This is a genomic window from Eudoraea algarum (genome assembly GCF_050589645.1).
Classification (GTDB): Bacteria; Bacteroidota; Bacteroidia; order Flavobacteriales; family Flavobacteriaceae; genus JBNGOQ01.
Map to the genome: position 1 here is coordinate 622,635 of NZ_JBNGOQ010000004.1, position 25,988 is coordinate 648,622.

The 25,988-nt window shown below is 45.7% G+C and carries 24 protein-coding genes and 1 tRNA gene; 14 read left to right on the top strand and 11 right to left on the bottom strand.

The window, feature by feature from the left end:
* The first annotated feature begins 6 nt into the window (after positions 1 to 6).
* The 5 genes from ACRD67_RS17925 to ACRD67_RS17945 all read left to right on the top strand — a co-directional run bounded on the left by ACRD67_RS17925 (position 7) and on the right by ACRD67_RS17945 (position 7,468).
* Complete coding sequence (locus ACRD67_RS17925; protein WP_430968603.1) at positions 7 to 1,167, top strand: efflux RND transporter periplasmic adaptor subunit; 1,161 nt, start codon at positions 7 to 9, stop codon at positions 1,165 to 1,167.
* The gene (locus ACRD67_RS17930; RefSeq protein WP_430968604.1) at positions 1,164 to 4,472 is read left to right on the top strand and encodes an efflux RND transporter permease subunit; all 3,309 of its coding nucleotides are present in this window, start codon (positions 1,164 to 1,166) and stop codon (positions 4,470 to 4,472) included. Before ACRD67_RS17925 ends, ACRD67_RS17930 begins: the two co-directional genes overlap by 4 nt.
* On the top strand, positions 4,469 to 5,818 hold the full coding sequence (locus ACRD67_RS17935) for a TolC family protein (protein WP_430968605.1): 1,350 nt from the start codon (positions 4,469 to 4,471) through the stop codon (positions 5,816 to 5,818). Before ACRD67_RS17930 ends, ACRD67_RS17935 begins: the two co-directional genes overlap by 4 nt.
* Positions 5,819 to 5,851: 33 nt before the next feature.
* Positions 5,852 to 6,034, top strand: a complete 183-nt coding sequence (locus tag ACRD67_RS17940) for a CPXCG motif-containing cysteine-rich protein (RefSeq protein ID WP_430968606.1) — start codon at positions 5,852 to 5,854, stop codon at positions 6,032 to 6,034.
* Positions 6,035 to 6,118: 84 nt separating this feature from the next.
* The gene (locus ACRD67_RS17945; protein WP_430968607.1) at positions 6,119 to 7,468 is read left to right on the top strand and encodes an MFS transporter; all 1,350 of its coding nucleotides are present in this window, start codon (positions 6,119 to 6,121) and stop codon (positions 7,466 to 7,468) included.
* Positions 7,469 to 7,479: 11 nt separating this feature from the next.
* Here the strand turns inward: ACRD67_RS17945 and ACRD67_RS17950 are convergent, their stop codons facing one another.
* From ACRD67_RS17950 to ACRD67_RS17975, 6 genes are all read right to left on the bottom strand, one after another.
* Positions 7,480 to 8,712, bottom strand: a complete 1,233-nt coding sequence (locus ACRD67_RS17950; RefSeq protein WP_430968608.1) for a DUF3570 domain-containing protein — start codon at positions 8,710 to 8,712, stop codon at positions 7,480 to 7,482.
* A gap of 12 nt (positions 8,713 to 8,724) precedes the next feature.
* On the bottom strand, positions 8,725 to 8,985 hold the full coding sequence (locus tag ACRD67_RS17955; protein WP_430968609.1) for a DUF4266 domain-containing protein: 261 nt from the start codon (positions 8,983 to 8,985) through the stop codon (positions 8,725 to 8,727).
* Complete coding sequence (locus ACRD67_RS17960) at positions 8,903 to 9,829, bottom strand: FAD:protein FMN transferase (protein ID WP_430968610.1); 927 nt, start codon at positions 9,827 to 9,829, stop codon at positions 8,903 to 8,905. Before ACRD67_RS17960 ends, ACRD67_RS17955 begins: the two co-directional genes overlap by 83 nt.
* Positions 9,830 to 9,860: 31 nt before the next feature.
* Positions 9,861 to 10,268, bottom strand: a complete 408-nt coding sequence (locus tag ACRD67_RS17965) for a hypothetical protein (RefSeq protein WP_430968611.1) — start codon at positions 10,266 to 10,268, stop codon at positions 9,861 to 9,863.
* Positions 10,269 to 10,435: 167 nt separating this feature from the next.
* Positions 10,436 to 11,278 (bottom strand): bifunctional helix-turn-helix domain-containing protein/methylated-DNA--[protein]-cysteine S-methyltransferase, encoded by an 843-nt coding sequence (locus ACRD67_RS17970; RefSeq protein ID WP_430968683.1) that lies wholly within the window; start codon positions 11,276 to 11,278, stop codon positions 10,436 to 10,438.
* Between the two features lie 5 nt (positions 11,279 to 11,283).
* Positions 11,284 to 11,601 (bottom strand): hypothetical protein, encoded by a 318-nt coding sequence (locus ACRD67_RS17975; protein WP_430968612.1) that lies wholly within the window; start codon positions 11,599 to 11,601, stop codon positions 11,284 to 11,286.
* A 282-nt stretch (positions 11,602 to 11,883) separates the two neighbouring features.
* Between ACRD67_RS17975 and ACRD67_RS17980 the strand changes: the two genes are divergently transcribed.
* The gene (locus ACRD67_RS17980) at positions 11,884 to 12,408 is read left to right on the top strand and encodes a carboxymuconolactone decarboxylase family protein (protein ID WP_430968613.1); all 525 of its coding nucleotides are present in this window, start codon (positions 11,884 to 11,886) and stop codon (positions 12,406 to 12,408) included.
* Between the two features lie 62 nt (positions 12,409 to 12,470).
* Complete coding sequence (locus tag ACRD67_RS17985) at positions 12,471 to 12,848, top strand: nuclear transport factor 2 family protein (RefSeq protein WP_430968614.1); 378 nt, start codon at positions 12,471 to 12,473, stop codon at positions 12,846 to 12,848.
* 302 nt (positions 12,849 to 13,150) lie between these two features.
* On the opposite strand, the gene ACRD67_RS17990 is transcribed toward ACRD67_RS17985, so the two are convergent.
* Positions 13,151 to 14,164 carry a nucleoside hydrolase gene (locus tag ACRD67_RS17990; protein ID WP_430968615.1) on the bottom strand — a complete coding sequence of 338 codons (1,014 nt, stop codon included), beginning with the start codon at positions 14,162 to 14,164 and terminating at the stop codon, positions 13,151 to 13,153.
* Between the two features lie 157 nt (positions 14,165 to 14,321).
* Between ACRD67_RS17990 and ACRD67_RS17995 the strand changes: the two genes are divergently transcribed.
* A complete protein-coding gene (locus ACRD67_RS17995) occupies positions 14,322 to 14,822 on the top strand; it encodes a hypothetical protein (RefSeq protein WP_430968616.1) in 501 nt (166 codons plus the stop codon).
* Positions 14,823 to 15,308: 486 nt separating this feature from the next.
* Here the strand turns inward: ACRD67_RS17995 and ACRD67_RS18000 are convergent.
* Positions 15,309 to 15,381, bottom strand: a tRNA-Met gene (locus tag ACRD67_RS18000).
* A 323-nt stretch (positions 15,382 to 15,704) separates the two neighbouring features.
* On the opposite strand from ACRD67_RS18000, the gene ACRD67_RS18005 reads away from it, so the two are divergent.
* Both ACRD67_RS18005 and era read left to right on the top strand, forming a co-directional pair.
* Positions 15,705 to 17,072: an alanine/glycine:cation symporter family protein gene (locus tag ACRD67_RS18005; RefSeq protein WP_430968684.1), complete on the top strand. Its 1,368-nt coding sequence runs from the start codon at positions 15,705 to 15,707 to the stop codon at positions 17,070 to 17,072.
* Complete coding sequence (gene era / locus ACRD67_RS18010) at positions 17,059 to 17,949, top strand: GTPase Era (protein WP_430968617.1); 891 nt, start codon at positions 17,059 to 17,061, stop codon at positions 17,947 to 17,949. Before ACRD67_RS18005 ends, era begins: the two co-directional genes overlap by 14 nt.
* A gap of 6 nt (positions 17,950 to 17,955) precedes the next feature.
* Here the strand turns inward: era and ACRD67_RS18015 are convergent, their stop codons facing one another.
* The gene (locus ACRD67_RS18015; RefSeq protein WP_430968618.1) at positions 17,956 to 18,447 is read right to left on the bottom strand and encodes a GTP-binding protein; all 492 of its coding nucleotides are present in this window, start codon (positions 18,445 to 18,447) and stop codon (positions 17,956 to 17,958) included.
* A gap of 180 nt (positions 18,448 to 18,627) precedes the next feature.
* Between ACRD67_RS18015 and ACRD67_RS18020 the strand changes: the two genes are divergently transcribed.
* A complete protein-coding gene (locus ACRD67_RS18020) occupies positions 18,628 to 19,347 on the top strand; it encodes an acetyltransferase (RefSeq protein ID WP_430968619.1) in 720 nt (239 codons plus the stop codon).
* A gap of 114 nt (positions 19,348 to 19,461) precedes the next feature.
* A complete protein-coding gene (gene der, locus ACRD67_RS18025) occupies positions 19,462 to 20,763 on the top strand; it encodes a ribosome biogenesis GTPase Der (protein ID WP_430968620.1) in 1,302 nt (433 codons plus the stop codon).
* A 518-nt stretch (positions 20,764 to 21,281) separates the two neighbouring features.
* Here the strand turns inward: der and ACRD67_RS18030 are convergent.
* Together ACRD67_RS18030 and ACRD67_RS18035 are read right to left on the bottom strand one after the other, a co-directional pair.
* Complete coding sequence (locus tag ACRD67_RS18030; RefSeq protein WP_430968621.1) at positions 21,282 to 21,611, bottom strand: MerR family transcriptional regulator; 330 nt, start codon at positions 21,609 to 21,611, stop codon at positions 21,282 to 21,284.
* Positions 21,611 to 22,588, bottom strand: a complete 978-nt coding sequence (locus ACRD67_RS18035; protein ID WP_430968622.1) for a M23 family metallopeptidase — start codon at positions 22,586 to 22,588, stop codon at positions 21,611 to 21,613. The genes ACRD67_RS18030 and ACRD67_RS18035 overlap by 1 nt, the downstream gene beginning before the upstream one ends.
* A gap of 105 nt (positions 22,589 to 22,693) precedes the next feature.
* Here ACRD67_RS18035 and alaS point away from each other — a divergent pair, with 105 nt between their 5' ends.
* Both alaS and ACRD67_RS18045 read left to right on the top strand, forming a co-directional pair.
* A complete protein-coding gene (alaS, locus tag ACRD67_RS18040; protein WP_430968623.1) occupies positions 22,694 to 25,324 on the top strand; it encodes an alanine--tRNA ligase in 2,631 nt (876 codons plus the stop codon).
* Complete coding sequence (locus ACRD67_RS18045; protein ID WP_430968624.1) at positions 25,324 to 25,983, top strand: hypothetical protein; 660 nt, start codon at positions 25,324 to 25,326, stop codon at positions 25,981 to 25,983. Before alaS ends, ACRD67_RS18045 begins: the two co-directional genes overlap by 1 nt.
* The last annotated feature ends 5 nt before the right edge of the window (positions 25,984 to 25,988 follow it).

The window sequence follows — 25,988 nt, forward strand, 5'->3', positions numbered from 1 at the left end:
CTACCTATGAGAAAACTAATTTTATCCATACTTGGCATTGTAATTATCATCGGGGCCATCTTTTTGGGCCAGCGTATCGTTGCAAGTAAAAATAAGCCCAAACCCAAGGTAGAAAAGGTGATTAAGACCGTATTTGCTGAAAAGGTATACAACGGTACCGTGCCCATTGTGGTTCCGGCCAACGGAACGCTCATCGCCAAACGGCGATTGGAGCTTTTTTCCGAGGTACAAGGCGTATTTCGTGGAGGGAGCAAACTTTTTAAAACAGGGCAGGAATACCGTAGGGGGGAAACCATAATCAACATAGATGCTTCCGAATACTACGCCAGCGTACAATCCGCAAAAAGCAATTTGTACAATTTGATTACCTCCATTATGCCCGACCTTCGTTTGGATTATCCCGAGGTATTCCCAAAATGGCAGACTTACCTGACCGGTTTTGACATCAACAGGACCACTCCCAAACTCCCGGAAATGACGTCGGAGAAGGAGAAATTTTTTATCTCCGGAAGGGGCATACTTACCAACTACTACAACGTTAAAAATTTGGAGCAACGTTTGTCCAAATACCGTATAACGGCACCTTACCGAGGAGTTCTTACCGAGGCCTTGGTCACTGAGGGGACCCTGATTCGTTCTGGCCAAAAACTGGGCGAATTTATCGATACCGGTATTTATGAACTGGAAGTTTCCATTAGCAAGACCTATAGCGATCTGTTAAAGCTCGGAGAACAGGTAGAATTGGTAAATCTGAATCGTACAACCACGTATTCGGGCAGGGTGACGCGCATCAATGGCAGGGTTGACCAAACAACCCAGACCATAAAGGCCTTTATTGAAGTAAAGGACGAAAACCTCAAGGAAGGTATGTACTTGGAAGCCAGTCTTAATGCAAAGGAAGAGCCCAACGCCATTGAGATAGATAGGGAACTGTTGTTGGAAAATGACAAAATCTTTGTGGTCAGGGACTCTATACTGGATCTCATAGACGTTAGACCTGTCTATTTTTCGGATAAAAAAGTAGTGCTGAAGGATGTTCCTGATGGCCTTACCATCATCAAAAAACCGGTGGTAGGCGCCTATGCAGGGATGTTGGTAAAGATTTTCGAGCAACAGGAAACTACCGTGAAAGAAGTCACTGAGAATGTAAAAAATAATGGGTCATGAAAAAAGTAATTGAGTATTTTATTAAGTACCATGTCGCGGTAAATGTCATCATTATTGCATTTTTTATCTTTGGAATCGTAGGGGCCCTTTTCTTGAAGTCTTCCTTCTTTCCCTTGACCGATTCCAAGAACGTTTCCATTGCCATTACCTATCCCGGGGCCTCGCCCCAAGAAGTGGAGGAAGGGATCGTACTTAAAATAGAGGACAACCTGAAGGGGCTCGAAGGCGTGGATAGGGTTACCTCTACTTCCCGTGAAAACAGTGGAAGCATCAACGTAGAGATCGAAAAGGGCCGGGATATCGATTTTATGCTCCTACAGGTCAAAAATGCGGTGGACCGGGTGCCCTCCTTTCCTACGGGCATGGAACCCCTGATAGTTTCCAAACTGGATGCCGTACGCCAGACCATAAGTTTTTCCATAAGTGGGGAGGATATTCCATTGGCTACCCTAAAACAGATCGGGAGGCAAATAGAAAATGATATTAGGGCCATAGATGGCATCTCACAGATTAACATTACCGGTTACCCACTGGAGGAGATAGAGATTGCCGTTAACGAAAACAACCTCCTGGCCTATGGCATGTCCTTTTCGGAAGTTAGCCAGGCCGTGGCCAACGCCAATATTTTGGTCACCGGAGGAAATATCAAGACCAGAGCGGAAGAGTATCTGATCCGGGCCAATAACCGATCCTACTACGGGGATGAACTTTCCAATCTGATTGTTCGCGCCGATCCCTCCGGAAGTACCGTCCGACTAAAGGATGTGGCCATTGTCCGGGACCGTTTTTCGGAATCGCCCAACGCCTCCTTCTTCAACGGTCAACTATCCGTAAATACCACAATTACCAGCACCAATACAGAAGATTTGATAAGCTCCGCCGAAAAGGTAAAGGCCTATATGGAGGAGTTTAACCAAAAGTACAATAACGTGCAGCTCAGCGTAGTGAGGGATTTATCCACTACATTGACACAACGCACCCAATTGCTTACAGAAAACGCCATCATGGGGATGGCGCTGGTCTTGATTTTTTTGTCTTTGTTTCTTAATACCCGCCTGGCTTTTTGGGTCGCGTTTGGCCTTCCTGTGGCCTTTTTGGGCATGTTTGTTTTTGCCGGCATGTTCGATGTTACCATCAATGTACTCTCCCTCTTTGGAATGATCATCGTTATTGGGATCTTGGTAGATGATGGGATAGTGATCGCAGAAAATATTTACCAACATTACGAGAAAGGCAAGTCGCCCATACAAGCGGCCATTGATGGGACCATGGAGGTGATTCCCCCTATTGTTTCCGCCATTATCACCACGGTACTGGCCTTTTCGATCTTCCTCTTCCTCGATGGGCGTATCGGTGATTTTTTTGGAGAGGTTTCCGTCGTCGTGATACTCACCTTAGTGGTCTCCCTGGTAGAGGCCCTGATCATCCTGCCCGCGCATTTGGCGCATTCCAAGGCGCTGCAACCTCAAAACGAAGGGCCCAAAACTGGTTTTGCCCGTGTATTTGCAAAATTACGGATCGTCAATAAGATGGGAGAACGTATTATGGCCTGGCTAAGGGATAAAATGTACAGCCCCACCCTTAAATTTGCCCTGAAGTACAAGCTGCTTACCTTTTCCTTTTTCGTGGTGGCGCTTATCCTCACCTTTGCCTCCATTGGGGGTGGTATTATCCGCACCTCTTTTTTCCCCAGGATAGCCAGTGATCGGGTACAGGTAGAACTCTCAATGCCCAACGGAACCAACGAAGAAGTAACGGATTCCATTATCAGCCTTATAGAGGAAAAGGCCAAGATCGTGAACCAGGAGCTAACAGATACGTATCTGGCCGGGACGGATAAGATGCTTTTTAAAAATATGATCAAGACCTTGGGTCCAGGTTCCTCGGCCGCTACGCTGTCCATTAACCTGCTTCCCGGAGAGGAACGCCCCGATGTTGTGCAGTCGCAATTGGTTTCGAATCGCTTGCGCGAACTGGTAGGGCCTGTAATAGGGGTAGAAAGCCTTATTTACGGATCCGGAGGAAATTTTGGGGGTGATCCTGTCTCGGTCTCCCTTTTGGGCTATAACATTCAGGAACTTAAGGCGGCTAAAAGAGAATTGAAAACGGCTATGGAAAATAACCCTGCGCTCAAGGATGTAGCCGATAATGACCCTGCAGGAATAAAGGAAATACGCTTAGAACTTAAAGAGAATGCCTATCTCTTGGGCTTGGACCTAAGGACCATCATGAACCAGGTGCGTGCCGGTTTTTTTGGCACTCAGGCGCAGCGTTTTCAACGGGGACAGGATGAAATACGGGTATGGGTCCGTTATGATCGTGCCAATCGTTCTTCCATTACCGATCTGGATGAAATGCGGATCGTGACCCCTAACGGCAGTAGGGTACCCTTAAAGGAAATAGCGAACTATACCATAGAACGTGGTGACGTAGCCATAAATCACCTGGACGGGCAACGCGAAATACAGATTTCGGCCGACCTCGAGGACGACAAGACCACTAGTGCCACGGATGTCATGACGCAAATACGTACCGAGATCATGCCCGAGATACAATCCAAATATCCTACGGTGACCGCGTCCTACGAAGGACAGAACCGGGAAGCGGGCAAATTATTGGATTCCCTAACCTTTGTAGGTCTCAGTGTACTAGGTCTTATTTATATTACCATAGCCTTTACGTTTAGAAGTTTCAGTCAGCCCTTAATGCTGCTGCTATTGGTTCCCTTTAGTCTTACTGCGGTGGGCTGGGGCCACTGGCTTCATGATTTTCCGATAAACATCCTGTCCATGCTTGGGATTATCGCTTTGATAGGCATCATGGTAAATGACGGACTGGTTCTCATTGGTAAGTTTAACAGTAACCTTAGGGGAGGGATGACCTTTGATGATGCCATCTATGATGCGGGCCGTTCCCGGTTCAGGGCCATATTCCTTACGTCATTGACCACCATTGCAGGTCTTGCTCCCTTGATGTTGGAGCAGAGCCGCCAGGCGCAGTTCCTTATTCCCATGGCCATATCCATTGCCTACGGAATCGGTTTCGCCACCCTGCTGACTCTGTTGATTCTCCCGATATTCCTTGGGTTCAGCAATAATGTAAAAGTAGGCACCAAATGGCTTGCCACAGGGAATGCCGTGACTAAGGAGGAAGTGGAACGTGCTATTAAGGAACAAAAGGAGGAGCAGCATTTACGAACAGAAATTGCCAAACCCCTGAACGAGATCGAAATAAAGGAAAAAGTAGCGGATGCTTCCGAGGTTTATAAGGAAGCACCCAAGGAATTGGAAGAAAAAGAACAATGAGACAAACCTTTTTAATAGCAACCTTTTTGTTTGCGGTTTTCAACGGATTACTGGCCCAGGAAAAATTGTTGTCCAAGGAGGACGCCGTTAGCTTGGCGCTGGAAAATAATTTTGGTATCCTAGTGGCCAAAAATCAGGTAGCGATTGCAGAGAACAACAAGAGTATTCTAAATTCCGGGTATTTGCCCACACTTACGGGCACGGCCGGAGCCACCTACAACAGGGACGATTCCACTATTGAATTTCCCGGACAATTGGATGATGATGGCAATCCAAGGGCCGACGTGATTATTGACAAGGCAGAGGCACAACGATACAATACGGGCCTCAGTGTCAACTATACTTTGTTTGATGGTTTGGGAAGATTGTACAACTTTAAACGCTTAAAGGAACAATACCAGTTAAGTGAACTCCAGGCTAGAGAGACTATAGAAAACACCGTGATACAGTTGTTTAGTGTCTATTTTGAAATCGCCCGGCTTACCGAAAACGAAAATGTCTTTCAGGAGGCCCTGCAAATTTCCAGAGATCGTATTAAACGGGCCGAATATGCTTTTGAGTATGGACAAAATACCAAGCTCGATATCCTAAATGCACAGGTAGATGTAACCAATGACAGTATTAACTTATTGAATACCCGGCAACAATTGGCCAATACCAAACGCGATTTAAATGTGGTACTGAGCCAGAATCTCAATGAGGTCTATGAAGTGGATACACTGGTGCGATTTATTCCCCGTCTGCAATTGGAAGGCCTGGTGGCCGAGGCCAAAACAAACAATGTGGCCATCTTACAGACCGAACGCAATTTAACGATCAACGCTTACGACATTAAGGTAAGCCGTTCGGGCTACCTGCCTACCTTGGGGCTTGCGGGCTCCTATGGATGGAATTTGAACCAAAGCGCGGCATCGGCCTTCTTTCCGGGGACCAACAATACCACCAATACGCTGAATCTCGGCGCAACTTTGACTTGGAACCTGTTCGATGGCGGTGGGACCACGGTGCGCCTAAAAAATGCCAAAATAGCCTATGAAAATCAAGAGCTATTGCTAGAACAGGTAGGCCTGGAAGTGGATAGGGACATTCAGAATGCCCTGGCCATTTACGAGAACCGATTGAATATTTTTAGGATCCAGGCGCAGAACGTCATTACCAACCAGAACAATTTTGATCGCTCCAAGGAGCAGTTTCAACTGGGTAGGATAACCTCTATTGAATTTCGCCAGGCACAGATCAACCTATTGAATGCCCAGACCAACAAGAATTTGGCAAAATACGATGCCAAATTGGCCGAGCTGCAATTGTTGCAACTCACCGGGCAATTGCTCAATGTGGATTTCTGATGACCCTTGCCTAAACCTTTTATTATAAATTGGATGTACGAACACTTTTTTCAATGTCCGTATTGCTGGGAAGACATTTCTATGCTGTTGGACCCCTCTGTCCCTGTTCAAAGCTACGTAGAGGACTGTGAGGTGTGCTGCAATCCGATAACGGTCACTCCCCATTTTTCGGACAGTGTACTGGTCCAGTTTGCCGCCGAAGGCCTGGAGCAATAGACCGGGCATACTCTGATTTTACCAATTGGGTAGGGTAACCGTCCCTTTTAATTGTGTATTTTTAAAAATGTTAGAAGGACCTATATGAAACTGCCCAACCTTGTTCCATCCAAAATATTTCCCATCCTTCTGGTTAACTTTATTGGGATATTGGGTTATAGCATTGTTATTCCGATCCTCATTTTTATTGTTTCGGATATGGGTGGTAATGGCTTTATCTATGGCATATTGGGGGCTATGTACCCTTTTTTTCAATTCATAGGTGCACCTATACTTGGTAGCCTTTCCGATCGTATTGGACGTAAAAAAGTATTGATCCTTAGTCAGGCCGGGACCTTTGTGGCCTGGATGTTGTTTCTATTGGCCTTTATACTTCCCAAGACCGAGCTCTGGTCACAGGATACGGAACTTACGGGCAGTTACATGATGACACTGCCTTTGCTGGTTATTTTCCTGGCACGGATATTTGACGGCTTTACCGGGGGCAATGTTTCCGTGGCCAATGCCTATTTATCCGATATTTCAACAGATGCGGATCGCAACCGGAATTTTGGCAAAATGGGCGCCTCTACCAGTTTGGGTTTTGTTTTGGGCCCTGCCGTGGCAGGCCTGCTGGCCTCTACCTTGTTGGGTGAGGTATTGCCGCTGATATTGGCCGCTCTGATCTCCTTGGTGGCCATAGCGGTAATAGGTACGCGCCTGAAGGAAAGCAACCCTTGCGTGGTGGACACAGGAGGGTTAAGGACCAGCTCCTTTCGGCGTTTTTTTCAGGTAGAGCACAAGGATTGCTACCAGGATGGGGATATCGAGGCCAATCCGGAGAAAAAGGGATGGGCAAGAGTCTTAAAACAGCCCGGAATACCCTTGTTATATGCCGTATACTTCCTCACGTTTTTGGCCTTCAGCCTGTTTTATGCGGGTTTACCCATTTACGCCAATACCTTACTGGATTGGTCGGCCACCGATTTGGGCTTTTTTTTGGCCTACTCCAGTTTGATCATGATCCTTGTACAGGGCCCCATACTCTCCCGGCTTTCGGACCGGGTACCCAATAGGTCTCTAATTCTTATCGGCTCCCTTTTTTTGGCCGGCAGTTTTTTGTTGTTCTCCATACAAGATCTTATGCTTCTCTATGTGGCCAACACCCTGTTGTCTATTGGCAACGGTCTAATGTGGCCTAGCTTTTTGGCCCTGTTGGCACGCACAGGAAGCCCTCAAATGCAGGGTGCGATTCAGGGTTACGGGAATAGTATGGGCAGTTTTGCGAGCATGCTGGGGCTTATTTTGGGCGGAATACTGTTCGAAACTATTGCAACCACGGTGTTCTTTATCGGAGGCATCATTTTTTTGGTGATCACCCTGTTAATGGGCATTAATTTTTTGCAACGAAAGCGAGCTGTAAAGGTGGGTTCCGAACCTGTCACCGCCCATTAAACCGTCTTGTTTTAGCGTGCATTGCCGTTTTTAACTTGGTTTTTGCGACCTGCTTTCCTGCTTTTAAAATTAAAGGCGGTAGACAGGGTATGTGCACGAAGGCCATCGGACCTTGAGTAATAAAAATACCGTAGTGAAAAGGCGTTTAACCCCTTGTTTTTTCTTACCGCTGGCCAATGCCGCCACCCCAGACCAAATTTGTAGGAACGAAAGGGAGACAGGTCAAAATCTGACGTGTAGTACAGGGCGTCGGGCGAATGCTGTGCAAAGCGGGCAAAATATTTGGCCCCTTTCTGGACATAGAACCGAAAACTGGGCAATAAGGACCATTGCGGGCCCAGTTTAAGCGATGTTTCGTGGTCTACCGAAAATCCTGAAACCCTAAAACTGTCCGTATAGCCGTTCACCGTATTTTTGACCACGACATTTCCGCCCACAAAACTGTTCCATTTTAAGGCCAGGGCGCCTTTGTACCGCTTGCGCGGAAAATTTTCCACCGCGGCCGTGCCATCGGTAAAAAAGACCCGGTGAAAAGGAGTGGCCAACAAGCCCTCCTGCAGGCTCAAAGCGGTGAAAAGACCAAAAGTGTTTCTACGGTTCACAATGCGGGTATATCCCAAATTCAGGTTGTAGGAGTCTCGGTGATAAATATCGTGCCATTCCCGAAACCGCAGCTCCGAAGGATAGATCAATTCTTTGGGACTCGAAAGGAAACCATCTTGCAAACGCCCCCACCTTAGGTCATCATTGAATAGCTGAAATTGGGCCGAAAAGGTCTCCATATCGTCCTTGGTAGTTTTGGAAACCGACAAAAATTTTCCAATCGAAAAATAGTCCGATTCAATGGAGCCGCTGAGTCCAATACTGATAGAGACCTTACTCTTTTCAAAAAAGCGACTATAGTGTAGGTTGGTGTAGGACCTGGCATCGAGCCGTGAGGCCGAGGAAAGGATTTGATCAATGTTATCTGTGGAGGCTGAGGAAATGATATCTGCACCGAGCTGAAAATCCAAGGTATTTTTTCCAAAGGTTTTTTTAAGGCTGAACGAGGGACCGTAGACCGTTAATCGCTCCGTACCGGTACCCCCCGTCACTGCGGAATTGTCACCGGTCTGCAGGTATTGGTTGTAGAGCATCTCTACTTCGGTCTCGTTTACCTGGAATGCGTCCGATTTCTTTTGTTGTGCCTTGGACAGCAGCAATGTAAACGCAAGGCTCCCGGCAAGCATCCATTTCCTGTTCATAGTCCTTTGGTGTTAATTACAACCGCAACCCCCGTTGCCTTTTGCCCCCGAAGCGATCAAAGCCCCTTCACGGATGGCGTGGACGTACTGTTGGAATTTGATACAACTCGAAGCGGACATTGACATTTCCGGATCACTCACATATTGCCGCTCGTAGGATTTTAGTGTTGTACATGAAGATACAGTTGCGCTAAACAACAGCAACACCCCTATGGGCCGAAGAAATTGCTTCATAGTGTAATTTATTTGAAAAATATATCTCGTTTTGGTCATTTATGATAATACCATGGGTCTGCGGTAGCTGATTCAGAAAGGAAAGCCCTTTTTTTACTCCCATGGCGTATATGGCTGTGGCCAGGGCGTCGGACAGTTCTGCGCTGGGGGAAAAGACCGAAACGCTTTTAATGCCCGTAATGGGCATTCCGCTCATGGGGTCTATATTGTGGGAATACCGCTTCCCTTGGTACAGAAAGTGCTGTTCGTAATCTCCGGAGGTGGCCACCGAAGCATTTTTTAAGGGCACCTGAAGCAGGGTGTGGTTTCTATCATCCGGACTGGCTATTCCTATTTTCCATGCTTCGCCCCTGGCATCGCAACCAAAGGTGGTTAAATCCCCGCTGGCATTGATATATCCACCTGCCACTTGGTTTCCTATCCATTTTTTTCGAACGCAATCTGCCGCATAACCTTTACCTATGGCCGCAAAACTCAAGTGCATTCCTGCCTGTCTTAAAAACACGGTCTGTGCCTGTGGATCCAATACGATGTTTTGATAGCCGACCTTTTTTAGGGCTTCCGTTATGTGCTTTCTATCCGGAAAGCGGAATGCCTTGTTCTTGAATTGATATAGTTTTTTTAGCGGGCCTACAGAAATGTCAAAATAGCCTTTGGTAAGTTTTGAAATGGCTTGGCTTCGCTGGAGCAGATCCATGACTTCCTTGTCCACTGAGACTGGTGCTTTGGCCGCTTGGACATTGATAAGGGATGTTTGGGAATGGGAATCAAACTCGGTCAGCAAGCGTTCAATACGTTGTATTTCGGCAACGCCCTGTTCCAAAAAGGGGGTCGCCCCTGCCTCGTTACTTGCAACGATTCCAAGTTCAAAGGAAGAGCCCATTAAGCGACACTTTTGGCTGTAACACTGCATCTTAAGGGGCAATTTTAGATTCAATGGCGGCGATAAACTCACTTACACCCTGATCGCTGTAGTTAATACGGATAACTTCCCCGGTTTCACTTTTGACCAGGAGAAGGGTTGGAAATTTTCCCTTAAAACCGTATTTCTCGGCCATGCTGGCATTGTAATCCCGGGTAAGGGGGTCCAACTTTTTGCGTTGGGGAAAATCAATGCGCTCGATCTCAATCTCCCGACGCTTCATAAAATTGACAAAAGCTTCCTCGGATAGGACATTTTTTTCCAAACGGATGCAGTTAATGCACCAATCGGATCCTTCAAAAAGAATAAGCTTGTGCGTTCCTGGGCCATCTTCCAGGGGAACAAAGGAAAAGAATAGCAGCACCAGAATTAGCAACAGGTGAAATTTTGGTCGCTCCATGGCCTTAAATTACAAATCATTTACTAAATATTTGTATTTTAATCCACAAGGGTATTGAAATCTTCGTTGTTTATCCCCTATGCCTGGAGTTCTGGTTAGTCAAGGGGCGGTTTATTGAAAAGTTTCCCCATACGTCTGCCAACCTCTACTTTTTTGTGTGTAGGACGTTAAACCGCTACTTTAGCGGCCTCCCATCCGATTATTGCCGTTTTTCGAGTACTCCCCCACATATAACCACCTATTTCGCCGGTTGATTTGATAACGCGGTGACAAGGAATCAGGTAAGCCACGGGATTCTGGCCTATAGCCGATCCAATAGCTCTAGCAGCTTGTGGGTTTTCAACCAATTTGGCGATAGTTCCATAGCTTCTCAATTCCCCCATGGGAATCTTTAAAAGGGTTTCCCAGACTTTAATCTGAAAAGGGGTACCATTTAAGTGAAGCTTTATTTGGTTAAGTTTATCCGGGCCATGTTGAAAAACAAACAGTGCATCCTGCTGTATTTTGTCCACCACACGATCATATTGGGCATTTGGGAACCGCGCCCTTAAATGGTTAAAAGCTTCCTCTTGGTCTGTGGTGAACGCCATATGGCAAATGCCTTTGGAGGTCGATGCCACGATGAGATTTCCAAACGGACTTTCGGCATAACTATAATTGATCGCAAGATTTTTTCCGCCATTTTTATATTCCCCCGGCGTCATCCCCTCTATGTTTACAAAGAGGTCATGGAGCCTGCTAGTACCAGACAATCCTGTTTTCATTGCCGCATCGAACAGGGTGGCCTGTTTTTCCCTCAACAGCTGTTTGGCATACTCAATGCTGGTGTATTGTATGAATTTCTTCGGACTTACCCCGGCCCACTCCGTAAACAAGCGTTGAAAATGGAAAGGACTTAAATGTACAATCTCGGCCAGTTCCTCCAGTCCGGGCTGTTTTTTAAAATTCGCTTTGAGATAATCAATGGCCTTGGCTATCCTGTTATAATCAATTTGTTTCTGTACTGTCATCATCTTTATTTTATATAAAAAATGGCCTTTTTGCCTATCAACACCACAAAATAACGGTGTATAAAGTGCGTTGCCTTAAGCTCTTCGAGCAACTTTTTTTTGGTAACCGCGCCATGTTCCAATAGTGCCCCGTTCTCTTTGGCGAAGGTGATCAAAACAACGGAATCTCTTTCCTTCAAATGTTCCAAGGACCTACTTAGGCCTCCCGGTGCATCAAGATACTCGGAAGTTTTGATTAATTGGAGTTTTTGCACTTCGGGGCTTTGGGCCATAAGAGAAAGGTCAATTGTACAAACGGCTATAAATAGTATTAGGGTTTTCATATCAGGGGTATATCTATGTGCAAATTTCAGGGATGCTTCAAGATAATAAAACCCGATTCTTGCTCAATTAAACGGGAGTCTACCTGGTGCGACTTCAACAAGGATTACACCTCCGTTGTCACCAAAATTCGATTTAATCCATAAATCGGTCACGAAATCGTGCTGTCGATGGTCTTGATATTATCGACCGAATCGATATCCACCGACAGCTACATCGGAAGACTGGGTTTTTTATGTGATCTGTATCGAGAAAATAGAATAAAACGATTAAAATTAATATACATGGCGTACTTAAAACAAACAGAGAAAACGAATAACTTTTTGGAAGTGTTGGTCAGGGACCATAGAAGATACATGCCTATTATGGAGTATCTGGATAATCTGACCCAGCAGGAGTCAGAGCTAAGTTGGCAGGAAAGGGAACGGATAGCGCTGGAGGTATCCAAGGCCAATGGGGCGGAATTTTGCATGGGGATACACAGGGGTGTGTTACGTGCCTTTGAATCTCAGGAAATTGGGATCGGGGAAGATTCCATGAAACCCATTTTGGCCTTTGTGAACAAATTGGTAAAAGCGTCCAGCCACATTACAAAGGAAGATATTGAAGCGGTCAAAAAAGGTGGATGGAGCGATCAGATCGTTGAAGATATTATTGGTTTGGTGTCTGCGATAACCATATATGATATCCTGGCCAACGGATTTGGTTTCAAAGCGAGCCTGCCGAAGGAGGTATTCGAGGAAATGGGGAAAGGAACCGTTAAAGCCGGCGGATTTGTGGCCCAATTCCAATCGTTCATTAAACAATAATCAGTTAATCACAACAGCGCCCGTTTTAAGACTTGTAAGGCGGGCGCTATATCATATGTTATATGTTGCGAAAAGAAATAATAAAAGTGGTTGCGGACTTCATAAGAGGAGGTGACCAAAGCGATTTAGGAAAACTGGACAGGGTTTTACACCGGGATTTTAGGAATGTTCAGTACGGTTTTTTTGAAAAAAAAGGCGTTGTGATATTGGACAAGAAAAAATATATAGCGCTTGTTGCCGATAAAGTTTTTGGCGGGATTTCCAGGAATATGGAAATAGTATCCCTGGATGTCCATGATACGGTCTCCGTGGTGCAATTGAGATTGGAAAGCACAAAAATGATTTTCAATTCTTTTGTTTCCTTGATTAAGGAACACGATAAGTGGAAGGTAATCGGACAGCTCCCCGATATATACTATAAAACGGATGGGCAGTCTTGAAAAAAGAAGGAAATTCCGGTCGGTCTTGATTAATTACATGGGTCGCCATATTCCTTTTCCCTACGGCCTTTTGAGGTCTTCGCTGCCTATGCTTTGCAATTTTTCAAATAAGGGAGATAATTTTTTCTCGTAGTTTTTGATTCCCACAATCCGCATAAGATAGAGCAGTGCAAAAAGAACCAGGGTTGCCGAATGAGCTACAATTTTAATGGGGAGGGTGTTTCAGTGCCTTTTTTTAGGGTTCTTGGAGGTGTCGGGAATGGTATAGCAGGCTATTGTATTTCTCTTCTTCCCAATCCGTTTTAAAAATCACCCAGCATAAACTGCTCCAATTCCAGCTCCATTTCTACTATGGGGGTATCGAGCACGAGATAGGAATGATTTGAATTTTTCTTTGGTTTCCAGGTGTTTCCGCCGGTGGCATCCGCTTCACAAAAACCGTCCCCGACCCGATGCCAATAGCGACCCTCACCGTTGCGAACGGCATAAAGTACTGCGGTCTGATCAAAAGTGGCATTGTCATAGATTTTACCCTTGAATTGGTGTTTCATCCAAGGGGCATATTTGCTAAAGTGATAGAAACCTAGGTAAAGCGGGGAGTCTTTGGGCAATGCATTAAAGACTTCCCCTGTTCTGAGACTGGCGCCCAGTTCGGCGCCCAAAAAGGTAATGGGCAGTTCAAGATGGTCCAGTACATACTTGGTCACCCCTGGCATATCACCGTCAAAATTCCACTCGTTCTCGCTCTTGGGAAAATTCCCTCCCATGATCACAAACTCCTTGACCTTGGCATTGATCAATGCCAAGCCGTTCAATGGGGAATACGCGTCAGGTTTAGAATCGATCAAGTTTTTGATGTTCATCAGAGGCCCTACGGTCACGATGACCAGGCTCTTGTCGTCACTTTCACCCAATAGTTTCCGATAGAGCTGGGTAGCTTCGGGAACATTTTCAAAAGTAGCGTTGTGAGGCAAATTATCGGCTATGGGCTTAGCGTGGTTCCAATCCGTTATGTGCTGCTTCCCCTTGCGAAGCCCTATGGGGATATCTGGGTTGCCGTAATAGGTATTTACGGCATCTATGGCGCTTACCGCGTATTTTTCCAGGTTCCAGCACATAATGGCCAAGAGCTCCATTTCCCCTTTGTTCTGAAAATGGTTCAGCATGGCCAATGCGCCCAGATCGTCGGCATCCCCTCCGAAGTCGGTATCGAATATGATTTTGGTTGGGGCCTTGGCCTGGGCATATACCGAATGGGAAAGCACAAAGCTCACCGCAAGGCCGCACAGTAGGGTGCTTTGAATCAAATGTTTCATAATGTTATTATTTCCAATGGCACGAATGTATAATTATGATCCGAGCTATCAAGTTTTGTAGTAAAAATCCCTATAAACGGGTATTGTATCATAGGACAAATCCGATTACATTCCGTAGCAAAGACTGAAGATTTTTCAAATTTTAAATCACTATGTTATGGAAGCAAAAAATAAAAAAATCAAACAAAATTTCAAAGAAATAATAGAACCGAAAATTGGTTCTATTGAACGATTCGAGGAAATTCAACCTTATATCTTAGTGGGAAGAGGGGTATATTCAACACCAACCGGTACAAGGGTTCTTCTTAAATATGATGGAGTAGGAAATGATAAATTAATATTCCAGGAGCGAAGTGTTTTGCATGTGGGGGGTTGGCATAAAACTGGTACTGATGGGATCATTGAGTTTTTAATCTCTGAATATGTAGACACTAACTTTAGTCCATCAAATGCGACACGTTTCCTTACACCTAAAATTACCACTGCAACACCCATAAACAATGTTGCAATTCTTACAGTTCAATCTTCTATTGTGGACACGGATGGAGATGAAGATATTAAGTTTGTAGTTCGATCTTTCGGAGCCAACGGTGACGTACGTGGAAATGTGGCATTCAATTGGCAATGTACTGTTCCATATGATGCACCAGATTTTTGAAGCAGCCCTCAGGTCTGATATTGGTCGGTAAAGGCGATTCTCTCGCAAAAACTCCAGATACCGCTTTGGACCAGATATGACGTACGGTACGGATTTCAAATCCGCACCATCTGGGTGCTTTGAATCAAATGTTTCATCGTGTTGTTGTTCTAAGGATAAATGATATTTGGGTTAAGAAATATAGTTAAAACAAATGTTCATTTAGTGCTTTAGGGGTATTTTATTGTGCCTGTTGGTGGTAGCTCTGGGAGCAAGATTGCTTCCCTCCGCCAAGGAATCGATCTTTGGGGAGAAGCTTCAGCCTTGGAAATAAAAAAGCCACCAACTTTCGTTGATGGCTTTCTTTGTAGCGGGAACCCGCCTTCATTTCATTGCGGCGGGCAGGCTGGACGCCCTTGTGGCCTGTTTACGATAGGTTTTCCATCTTGTTGTTCGTTCAAAATTTCCAATAAAAAAACCACCAACTTTCGTTGATGGCTTTCTTTGTAGCGGGAACTGGACTCGAACCAGTGACCTTCGGGTTATGAGCCCGACGAGCTACCTACTGCTCTATCCCGCGATGTATGTTTTATCGCTCTTACGCGTACATTATTTTATTATATCTGCTCAGTTCAAGTAGGTACCCTGTCCTGAGCGCCGTCGAAGGATACTGCTCTATCCCGCGATGTATGTTTTATCGCTCTTACGCGTACATTATTTTATTATATCTGCTCAGTTCAAGTAGGTACCCTGTCCTGAGCGCCGTCGAAGGATACTGCTCTATCCCGCGATATGGACAGCAAAGATACAACGGTTTCTTTGTTTTATCCAAATGTGGGCCGGATTTATTTTTCGGTTTCGTCCTATTCTTTAAATTCCATACCTTCGGGCCTGATACGTTTTATGGAAGCAATCAACGATTTTTTGTCGGCCGTGCTGCCCTATACCGAATGGGTAATGCTATTTTTGATTATTGGTGGCGGACTGTTCCTTGTGTGCTATTCCAAACTGCTTCCCTATCGATATTTTAGACATGCCATTGGTATTACCTCCGGAAAGTTTGATGACCCGGATGATCCCGGGGAAGTTAGCCATTTACAGGCGCTGTCCTCGGCGGTAGCGGCCACAGTGGGGCTGGGGAATATTTCCGGGGTAGCCATCGCCATTTATTTGGGTGGTCCAGGCGTTGTGTTCTGGATTTGGATTACAGCCCTTGTGGGTATGTGCATCAAATTCTATTCCTGCAGTCTGGCCGTTATGTTCCGGGGTCAGGATAGTGCCGGTAAGCTTCAAGGAGGTCCAATGTACTATATTACCCAGGGCATGGGAAAAAAAGCCAAACCCCTGGCGGTCTTTTTCTGTCTGGCGGGATTGTTCGGCGTACTGCCCGCTTTTACAACGAATCAATTTACCCAAACGCTAATGGGCGTTATACAACCCGATCAAAACCTTTTGGCCCTTGGGGATTTTAATTGGAAATTGGGGATAGGGATTGTTCTATCCATCATCACATCTTTTGTGATTTTTGGCGGCCTTAAGAAAATTGCACGGGTGGCAACGGCCATTGTACCCTTTATGGTCCTTGTTTATCTTTTGGCAGTAATCTTCATTATGATCATGAACGCTGGGGAAATATTACCTTCCCTTAAATTGATATTCGCAGAGGCATTTAACCTTAAGACGGCTGCGCAGGGCGGTTTGTGGGGACTCATCATTATAGGGATACGCCGCGCGGTATTTTCCAACGAGTCAGGAGTAGGTAATGCCCCTATGTACCACGGGCAGTCCAAGACCAAGGAACCCGTTCAGGAAGGTCTGGTGGCCATGTTAGGACCTTTTATAGATACTATAGTGGTCTGTACACTGACCGCCGTGGTCATTATTTTGAGCGGAGCCTATTTGGAGGCCGAGACCAATGGCATTGTCATGACCTTAATCGCCTTTAAAAAATCCCTTTTTGGTTTTGGCGATATACTGCTTATGGTTATTGTAACGGCTTTTGCCCTTTCTACTCTATTCACCTATTCCTATTATGGCACCAAATGCCTGTCCTTTATCACCAATGCCAAAACGGGAGGCTTTTACAACTATATCTACATAGCAAGTATTACCTTTGCAGCGGTCGCCTCGGTGGATCTGGTAGTAAATTTAATCGACCTGTCCTTTGCCCTAATGGTTATCCCTAATATGATCGCGGTATTGTACTTGGCGCCCAAAGTGAACAAGGCGATGAAAACCTATTTTTCAAAACGTACGGATGGCAGAACATAAAGCAGGCTTTGTAAACATTATAGGAAATCCCAACGTGGGAAAGTCCACCCTCATGAACGCTTTCGTAGGGGAGAAACTATCTATCATTACCTCGAAAGCGCAGACCACCCGGCATCGGATTTTGGGCATAGTCAATGGCGATGATTTTCAGGTCATTCTTTCCGATACCCCCGGAATCATAAAACCGGCCTACGAATTGCAAACCTCCATGATGGACTTCGTGAAATCGGCCTTTGAAGATGCCGATGTGTTGCTCTACATGGTGGAAATTGGCGAAAAGGCCCTGAAGGACGAACAATTTTTTGACAAGATAAAAAAGACCCAGATTCCCGTGCTGCTCTTGCTGAACAAAATAGACACTTCTGAACAGGAAGTTTTGGAAGAACAGGTGCAGTATTGGCAGCAGCAACTGCCAGGGGCAGAGATCCATCCCATTTCGGCCCTGGAGAACTTTAACGTGAAGGAGGTTTTTGATCGCATCCTGCAGTTACTGCCCGAAGCACCCGCTTTTTACCCCAAGGACCAGCTGACGGATAAACCTGAACGTTTTTTTGTAAACGAGACCATTCGGGAGAAAATACTACAGCAATACAAGAAAGAGATTCCGTATGCCGTGGAAATAGAGACCGAGGAGTTTTTTGAGGACGAGAAGATTATCCGCATGCGTTCTGTAATTATGGTAGAGCGCGATTCGCAGAAAGGCATTATTATAGGACATAAGGGAAGTGCGCTAAAACGGGTCGGGGTAGCGGCCCGAAAGGACCTGGAAAAATTCTTTGACAAGCAGGTGCATCTGGAACTCTATGTGAAGGTGAACAAAAATTGGCGTAGCGATCCCCGGCAGTTGAGGCGTTTTGGTTATAACCAAAAAAAATAGGAAGTCCTATACCGGTAGCACCTCTGTCATAAAGCGGTACAATTGTTCCATTTGAGGCCTTCCTTTCCGCTTTCCTTCCCGTCCGGCCACGTACAGCACCACCCAAATAAATACCATGAACACCATGACCCCCAATTGCAGGCCATAGGGTTTGTCAAGGGACCAGTTGGAGTACCCCCAAATACCGAATATGATAAACAGCGTGCCCACGCCAAAGTGTAGGAACATAAAAAAGGTCCAAAGCGTAGGGTTGGGCCCGAACAGTCCGTAAAGTTTGGAACGTTGTTCCCCCTCCTCGTTGATTTCCAAATGCAGTTGGGGGGACCAAAAATGCACTTCTTCCGCCTTAAATTTTATGAAGATGTGGTCATCCAAGCGCTTTACGATGAAAGTTCGCCCCTCTGTTTTTTCGAACGCACTTAAAACGGTTTCCTTAGGTTTCTCCAATTCCAGTTGAAATCTGGGTCTTAATACTATTTCGTTGGGTAAGCTCTTCATAATACGCATTACTGGGAGCTGTTAAGATATTGCTTTTTTATTCAAATGGCGCAAGTTATCGCTCCGCTGTTTACATTTTCATAACGGTCATTTCATGGAAAAAATACGGGATTTCACTAGGTATTCGTAATCTTTGCCTATATTTGAAATATCGATTAAGTGTACAAAATCATCGATAAAATGCAAAATATTGTCATATTTGGAGCCTCAGGCCATGGAAGCGTTGTTTTGGATTGCCTTGAACGAGAAGGCAAATACAATGTGGTCGGATTTGTTGATTCTTTTAAAAAGGAAGGGAGAAAACAGAACGGATACGAAATTTTGGGACGCGAATATGATCTTCCTTTCCTTATGGAGCGCCATAATCTATATGGAGGGATTATTGCTGTAGGGGACAACTGGACTCGGAACCTATTGGTCAAAAAGATTTTGAGCATAGCACCTAGCTTTAATTTTATATCTGCAGTTCATCCCAGCGCCGTTATCGGAAAGAATGTGGATATTGGAATGGGTACGGCGGTGATGCCCGGAGCCATAATCAATGCGAATTCCATAGTGGGCGATTTTTGTATTATAAACACTAATTCCTCATTGGGGCACGATGGAACCATGGAGAACTATTCGAGCATAGCATCGGGTGTCTGCACCGGTGGTGGCTTTACCCTAGGTGAATTTTCCGCGATTTCCGTCGGGGCCAGAATTATCGAAAACATCACCATTATGGACCATACCTTGGTGGGTGCTGGGGCCTTGGTGGTAAAGGATATCGAAAGCCACGTTGTAGCCTATGGATCCCCTGCGCGCATCATTAGGAAACGAAGCGTTGGGGAACACTATTTATCAGGAAACAAAAGCGAACAAACGCGTACCGAATTCCCACTGATACCCAATAATTTCTAGGGTATGGACTTTCCGGGAAAACGAAAAAATCAAAAACCTTCTCCGTCCACTTTACGGCCGGGCAGTACTCGTATTATTGGGATTAGTGCTACCTTTGTGCCCTAATTCAAAGAAATGAGTGCCATCGTTGCCATTGTAGGAAGACCCAATGTGGGCAAATCCACTTTCTTTAACCGTTTGATCAAACGTAGAGAGGCCATTGTAGATGCCGCTAGCGGGGTTACGCGTGATCGCCATTACGGGAAAAGTGATTGGAACGGGAAGGAATTTTCCCTGATCGATACCGGGGGTTATGTGTTGGGCAGTGACGACATTTTTGAACAGGAAATAGACAAACAAGTAGAGCTGGCCATTGAAGAGGCCGATGCCGTAATATTTATGGTAGATGTGGAAACCGGGATAACCGGTATGGATGAGGATGTGGCCAAATTGTTGCGTCGGGCAGACAAGCCGGTTTTTTTGGCGGTCAATAAGGTAGACAATGCCAAACGTGCCGAGGATGCGGTGGAATTCTACTCCTTGGGCTTGGGGGAATACTACACCCTTTCCAGTATCAATGGTAGCGGTACCGGCGAATTGTTGGACGCCTTGGTAGCGGTGTTGCCGGAACATGAGGAGCAAGGTGAGGATCTGCCCCGTTTTGCCGTGGTAGGTAGGCCCAACGCCGGAAAATCGTCCTTTATCAATGCACTGATCGGGGAAGAACGGTATATTGTGACCGATATAGCGGGAACGACCCGGGATAGTATCGATACCACTTACAATCGCTTTGGATTTGAATTCAATTTGGTGGATACCGCTGGTATACGGCGAAAGGCCAAGGTGAAGGAAGACCTGGAATTTTATTCTGTAATGCGTTCTGTAAGAGCCATTGAACATTGTGATGTATGCCTGCTGGTACTGGATGCCACCAGGGGGTTTGACGGGCAGGTGGAAAATATTTTTTGGTTGGCCCAAAGGAACAACAAAGGAATCGTTATTCTGGTGAACAAGTGGGATTTGGTGGACAAGGATACCCATTCGGTTAAGCAGTACACCCAAAAAATCAAAAAGGCCATAGAACCCTTTACGGATGTTCCCGTGCTCTTCATTTCGGTGCTTACCAAGCAACGGATTTTTAAGGCGATAGAGACCGCGGTGGAGGTGTATAAGAATCGATCTAAAAGAGTCCCAACCCGAAAGTTGAACGATACCCTGTTACCCATTATTGAGCACACACCTCCCCCGGCATACAAGGGAAAGTTCGTTAAGATCAAATTCTGTACCCAATTGCCCACACCCTATCCCCAGTTCGCTTTTTTCTGTAATCTGCCCCAATATGTAAGGGACCCTTACAAACGGTTTTTGGAGAACAAATTACGGGAGCATTTTGATTTTAACGGGGTGCCCATCACCATTTTTATGAGGAAGAAATAGGTTTGTTGACAGTTGACAGTTGACAGTTGACAGTTGGCAATACCTAACCTTGGATCTTGAACCAGTGGGCAGTGAGTTGTTGACGGCTTACGGGTGATTGTTGTACTTGTATTAAATATCAAGCTCCGTGTTCGCAATTCGCAATTCAACCTTCGTAGTTCCAAGTAGCTCCCTCCCTTTGTTAGGGGAAGGTGACCCCGACCGAAGCGTTAGGGGTGGAAGGATAGAAAAACTTATGTGCCGAAAGTACTTTCCGCCGAGCAAGGCTGGCGTCGGGGATGGAAGGGTAGTTTGCTATTACCTTAATCTGTTGCTAGTTGATGAACTGCAGATATCAATATCCTGCGAAAATGGTAGTATCGGTTAGTCATTCCGCATTTAGTGCGGAATCCATTCCGGTCAAATTGGTGCAGTTGAAAGTAGGCGCCTGCAGTGAACAATTAGCAATAAACAATGCCCAACCTTGAACAATAGGCAGTTCTGATTTCTGACTTCTGACCTCTGCTTTCTGAGTGCTTTCAGAGTTGATTTTTGATCTTTACCAACTCGGCCTTTACGCGTTCCAGCTTTTGAATGACCTCAAAATTGGACAAGGTTTTCAACTTTTCCTCCTTGAGATGTGTCTTGGCCCCTTCCAGGGTAAATCCGCGTTCTTTTACGAGATGGTAAATCAACTGTAGGTTGGTAATGTCCTTGGGCGTGAATTTGCGATTGCCCTTGGCATTCTTTTTAGGCTTCAATACATCGAATTCCTTTTCCCAAAAGCGGATTAACGAAGTGTTTACGCCAAAGGCCTTGGCGACTTCCCCAATTCCGTAATACCTTTTTTCGGGTAATTCTATATGCATTAATCCAAGGATTGGTTTTCCTGAGAGGCGTATTTCAACATATTTTCAAATTCTTCCGCCGTTAAACTTCCATAATAGAAATTAATGGGGTTAATGCGGGCATCGTCCTTCCATACCTCATAATGCAAATGTGGGGCCTCGGAACGTCCGGTACTTCCCACAAAGCCAATGAGATCACCCCGTTTTACCTTTTGTCTTTTCTTCACATTGTATTTGCTCAAATGGGCATACAAGGTCATGTAGCCATAGCCATGGTCTATTCGAATGTGCTTGCCATAACCCGAAGCGCCATTGTCCGCACGGATAACCTTACCGTCACCGGTAGCGTAGATCGGAATGCCCTTGGGTGCGGTAAAATCCATGCCCCAGTGCATTTTTCTCGCCTTGGTAAAGGGGTCGGAACGCCACCCAAAACCTGAGGCCATACGGGTCAATTTCTCATTGTTTATAGGTTGTATGGCTGGGATGGCCGCCAACAGTTTTTCCTTTTCCTCTGCTAGTTTTGTAATCTCATCCAGCGATTTGGACTGTATCACCATTTGTTTTTGAATGATATCCAAGCGCTTGGTCGTGGATATGATCATTTCGGAATTGTTGAAACCCTCTAGCGATTTGTACCGATTTACCCCTCCAAAGCCTGCTCGGCGCTGCTCTTCCGGAATGGGATTGGCCTCAAAATAAAGTCGGTAAATATTGTTGTCACGATCTTCTATATTGGTAAGTACCTGTTCTATCTGCTCCATTTTTTTATCCAACAGTTCAAATTGGAGCTCGTAGTTCTTTACCTCCCTTTGCAGGGACAGTTCCCTGGGGGTGTTCAACAGGTTGGTGTTCAAGAGCACGGTAAGCCCTAAAAAACCGAATAGAGCGGCCCCCATCAGGAAAAATAGGATATTCCTATATTTTCGCGATTTTTTGGCCTCTATCTTCCGATAGGAAAGCGTATCGGGGTCGTAATAATATTTTACCTTAGACATGAATGGATTTTGTCCTATTTTTGTCCTTTCGTTTTATCAGAACAAACAAATATAAAAATTGTTTTATATAATCTGTTAAATTTATTAAAAGCTTACCTTTTTCGAATGAAATCCCAAGAAATAAGAACCCAATTTCTAGACTTTTTTAAAGAAAAGAAGCATAAAGTGGTTCCTTCCGCGCCTATGGTCATTAAAGATGATCCCACTTTGATGTTCACCAACGCCGGAATGAACCAGTTTAAGGAGTTCTTTCTTGGGAATACCAAGGCCACCGAGCTACGGATAACAGATTCCCAAAAGTGCCTTCGGGTAAGTGGAAAGCACAATGATCTGGAAGAGGTGGGGAAAGACACCTATCACCATACCATGTTCGAAATGTTGGGCAACTGGAGTTTTGGCGATTATTTCAAGAAAGAGGCCATAGGCTGGGCCTGGGAATTGCTTACTAAGGTCTATAAAATTGATAAGGATAGCCTTTATGTCTCCGTTTTCGAAGGAAGCGATGATGCCGATAAGCTACAGATGGATCAGGAGGCCTATAATCTTTGGAAAGCCATTGTCCCTGAAGACCGGATCATCATGGGCAATAAGAAGGACAATTTCTGGGAAATGGGCGATCAGGGACCTTGTGGACCCTGTTCGGAAATCCATGTGGATATCCGGCCCAAGGAAGAGAAGGCCAAGGTTCCCGGAGCTACCCTGGTCAACAAGGACCACCCTTTGGTGGTAGAGATCTGGAATTTGGTCTTTATGGAGTACAACCGCAAGGCCAACGGAACGTTGGAATCACTTCCGGCCAAGCATGTGGATACGGGCCTGGGCTTTGAACGCCTCTGCATGGTATTGCAGGGGGTGGAATCGAACTACGATACCGATCTTTTTACCCCCTTGATCAAGGAAATTGCAGCCATTACAGGAAGCACCTACGGTGTCAGCGATAAGACCAGCCCCCTGACCGATGTGGCCTTTAGGGTAGTAGCGGATCATGTGCGGGCCATTGCCTTTTCCATCGCTGATGGGCAGCTGCCCAGCAATACGGGTGCAGGTTATGTGATCCGGAGGATACTACGGCGTGCCGTCCGATACGGCTACAGCTATTTGGGTATGAACAAACCTTTCATCCATCGTTTGGTAAGGGTGCTCACAGATGTCATGGGCAAGGCTTTCCCAGAATTAAAGGAACAACGCCAGTTGATCGAGAACGTAATCAAGGAAGAGGAACAGTCGTTCCTCAAAACCTTGGAGAACGGTTTGGTCTTGTTAAACACCACTATAAAAGATACCGAGGGGAAGGTAGTGGATGGGAAAAAGGCCTTTGAACTGTATGACACCTACGGTTTCCCTATAGACCTTACGGCCTTGATTTTGGATGAAAAGGGGTATCGCCTTGATGAAACAGGCTTTGAAAAGGCCATGCAGGAGCAGAAGGAGCGATCCAGATCCGCCTCGGAAGTATCCAAGGAGGACTGGACGGTACTGGTGCCAGATGTTACCCCTGAATTTGTTGGCTACGACCTCTTGGAGACCGATGTTAAATTGGTAAAATATCGAAAAATTATCTCCAAAAAGGAAGGAAAGCAATACCAGTTGGTATTGGACCGTACACCCTTTTATCCAGAAGGAGGCGGTCAGGTAGGGGACAAGGGATATTTGGAGGTGCCCAATGGGGATGTGGTCTATATCTTGGATACCAAAAAGGAGAACAACGAAATTGTGCACTTTACCAAGAACCTGCCAAAACATTTGGAGGAAACCCTACACGCTTCTGTTGATGAAAAGCAACGCCAGCGTACAGCTAGCAACCACACGGCTACCCACCTGCTGCACCAAGCACTTCGCGAAATTCTGGGCCCCCATGTAGAGCAGAAAGGATCTGCCGTACATTCCAAATATCTACGGTTCGATTTTTCCCATTTTGCCAAACTAACGGACGAAGAGCTAAAGGAGGTGGAAAACTTTGTCAACGCCCGTATCGATGGGCGTTTGCCCCTGGAGGAGGATAGGAGCGTATCTATGGAAGATGCCTTAAAGGCCGGGGCCATGGCACTTTTCGGCGAAAAATATGGGGATACGGTACGTACCATACGTTTTGGGCGATCCATTGAATTATGTGGAGGAACCCATGTACAGAATACAAGCGATATCTGGCATTTTAAGATTGTCTCTGAAGGGGCAATCGCTGCCGGGATACGCCGGATTGAAGCCATTACTGGCGATTTGGCCAAGGATTTTTACTTTGAGAACAACAGCAAATTGCAGGAGATCAACGGCCTCCTTAACCATACGAAAGACCCGGCAAACGCCGTTCGTGCGTTGCAGGAAGAGAACACGAAATTGCGAAAACAGCTCGAGCAATTGCTCAGGGACAAGGCAAAAAACTTAAAGGGCACGCTATTGAACGAACTAACAGAGATCAATGGAGTGCAATTTTTGGCCAAAAAGGTGGATCTGGATGCAGCAGGTATCAAGGACCTGTCCTTTGCCATGGGCCAGGAGCGGGAGAACCTATTTCTGTTATTTGGAGCAGAACAACAGGGAAAAGCGATATTAACGTGTTATATTTCCAAGGCTTTGGCCCAGGAACGAGGTTTGCATGCCGGCACAATCGTACGGGAACTGGGGAGCCATATCAAGGGTGGCGGAGGCGGTCAGCCCTTTTTTGCCACCGCGGGAGGAAAACATCCGGCCGGTATCCCGGAAGCATTGAACGAGGCAAAGACCTATTTGGACACATAATGGGAAGGTTTAAGCTAGGAACGGTCAATTGGAAATACATCGCCGGAGAGGTGCTGTTGATCTTTATTGGCATCAATTTGGCCATATGGTTCAATACTTGGAATACCAATAGGGAAATCGATAAAAAGAAAAAGACCGCCCTGCACATGATCCAAAAGGAGATACAGAACAATTTGGAGGACCTTGCCAATGCGGAAAAAAACAACCAACAGATTCCTAAGTCCATAAAGATCTATGAGGGAATGACTTCCGGGGATGCAGGTGTTATACAGGCTACTCCTCAAACCATCCGAAAATTTCAAGCACAGTTCCCGGGTTTCTATACCGTTACGGACTCAGTACCTCTTGGGGACAATCGCTTTGCATATACTGGGGGAACCTTTATCAATTTGGAGTTGACCGAGCTGAGCAAAATTGCTTGGGAAACGGCCAAAGGCACTGCCATAGCCAATGAATTTGCCTATGAGTGCCTTTACGCGCTGGAGGATATGTACAGTCTCCAGGATATGGTACAGCGTGAAATGGGCAAGGCCTCGGAGGCACTACAGGTGGGCAACATTGAACTTTTGCTCAAGATATTGGAATTTATCAATCAGCTGAATCCGCAGCTGGTAGCCGATTACAAGAATATGCTCGCCGGATTGGACGATTGTTATTAAACCTC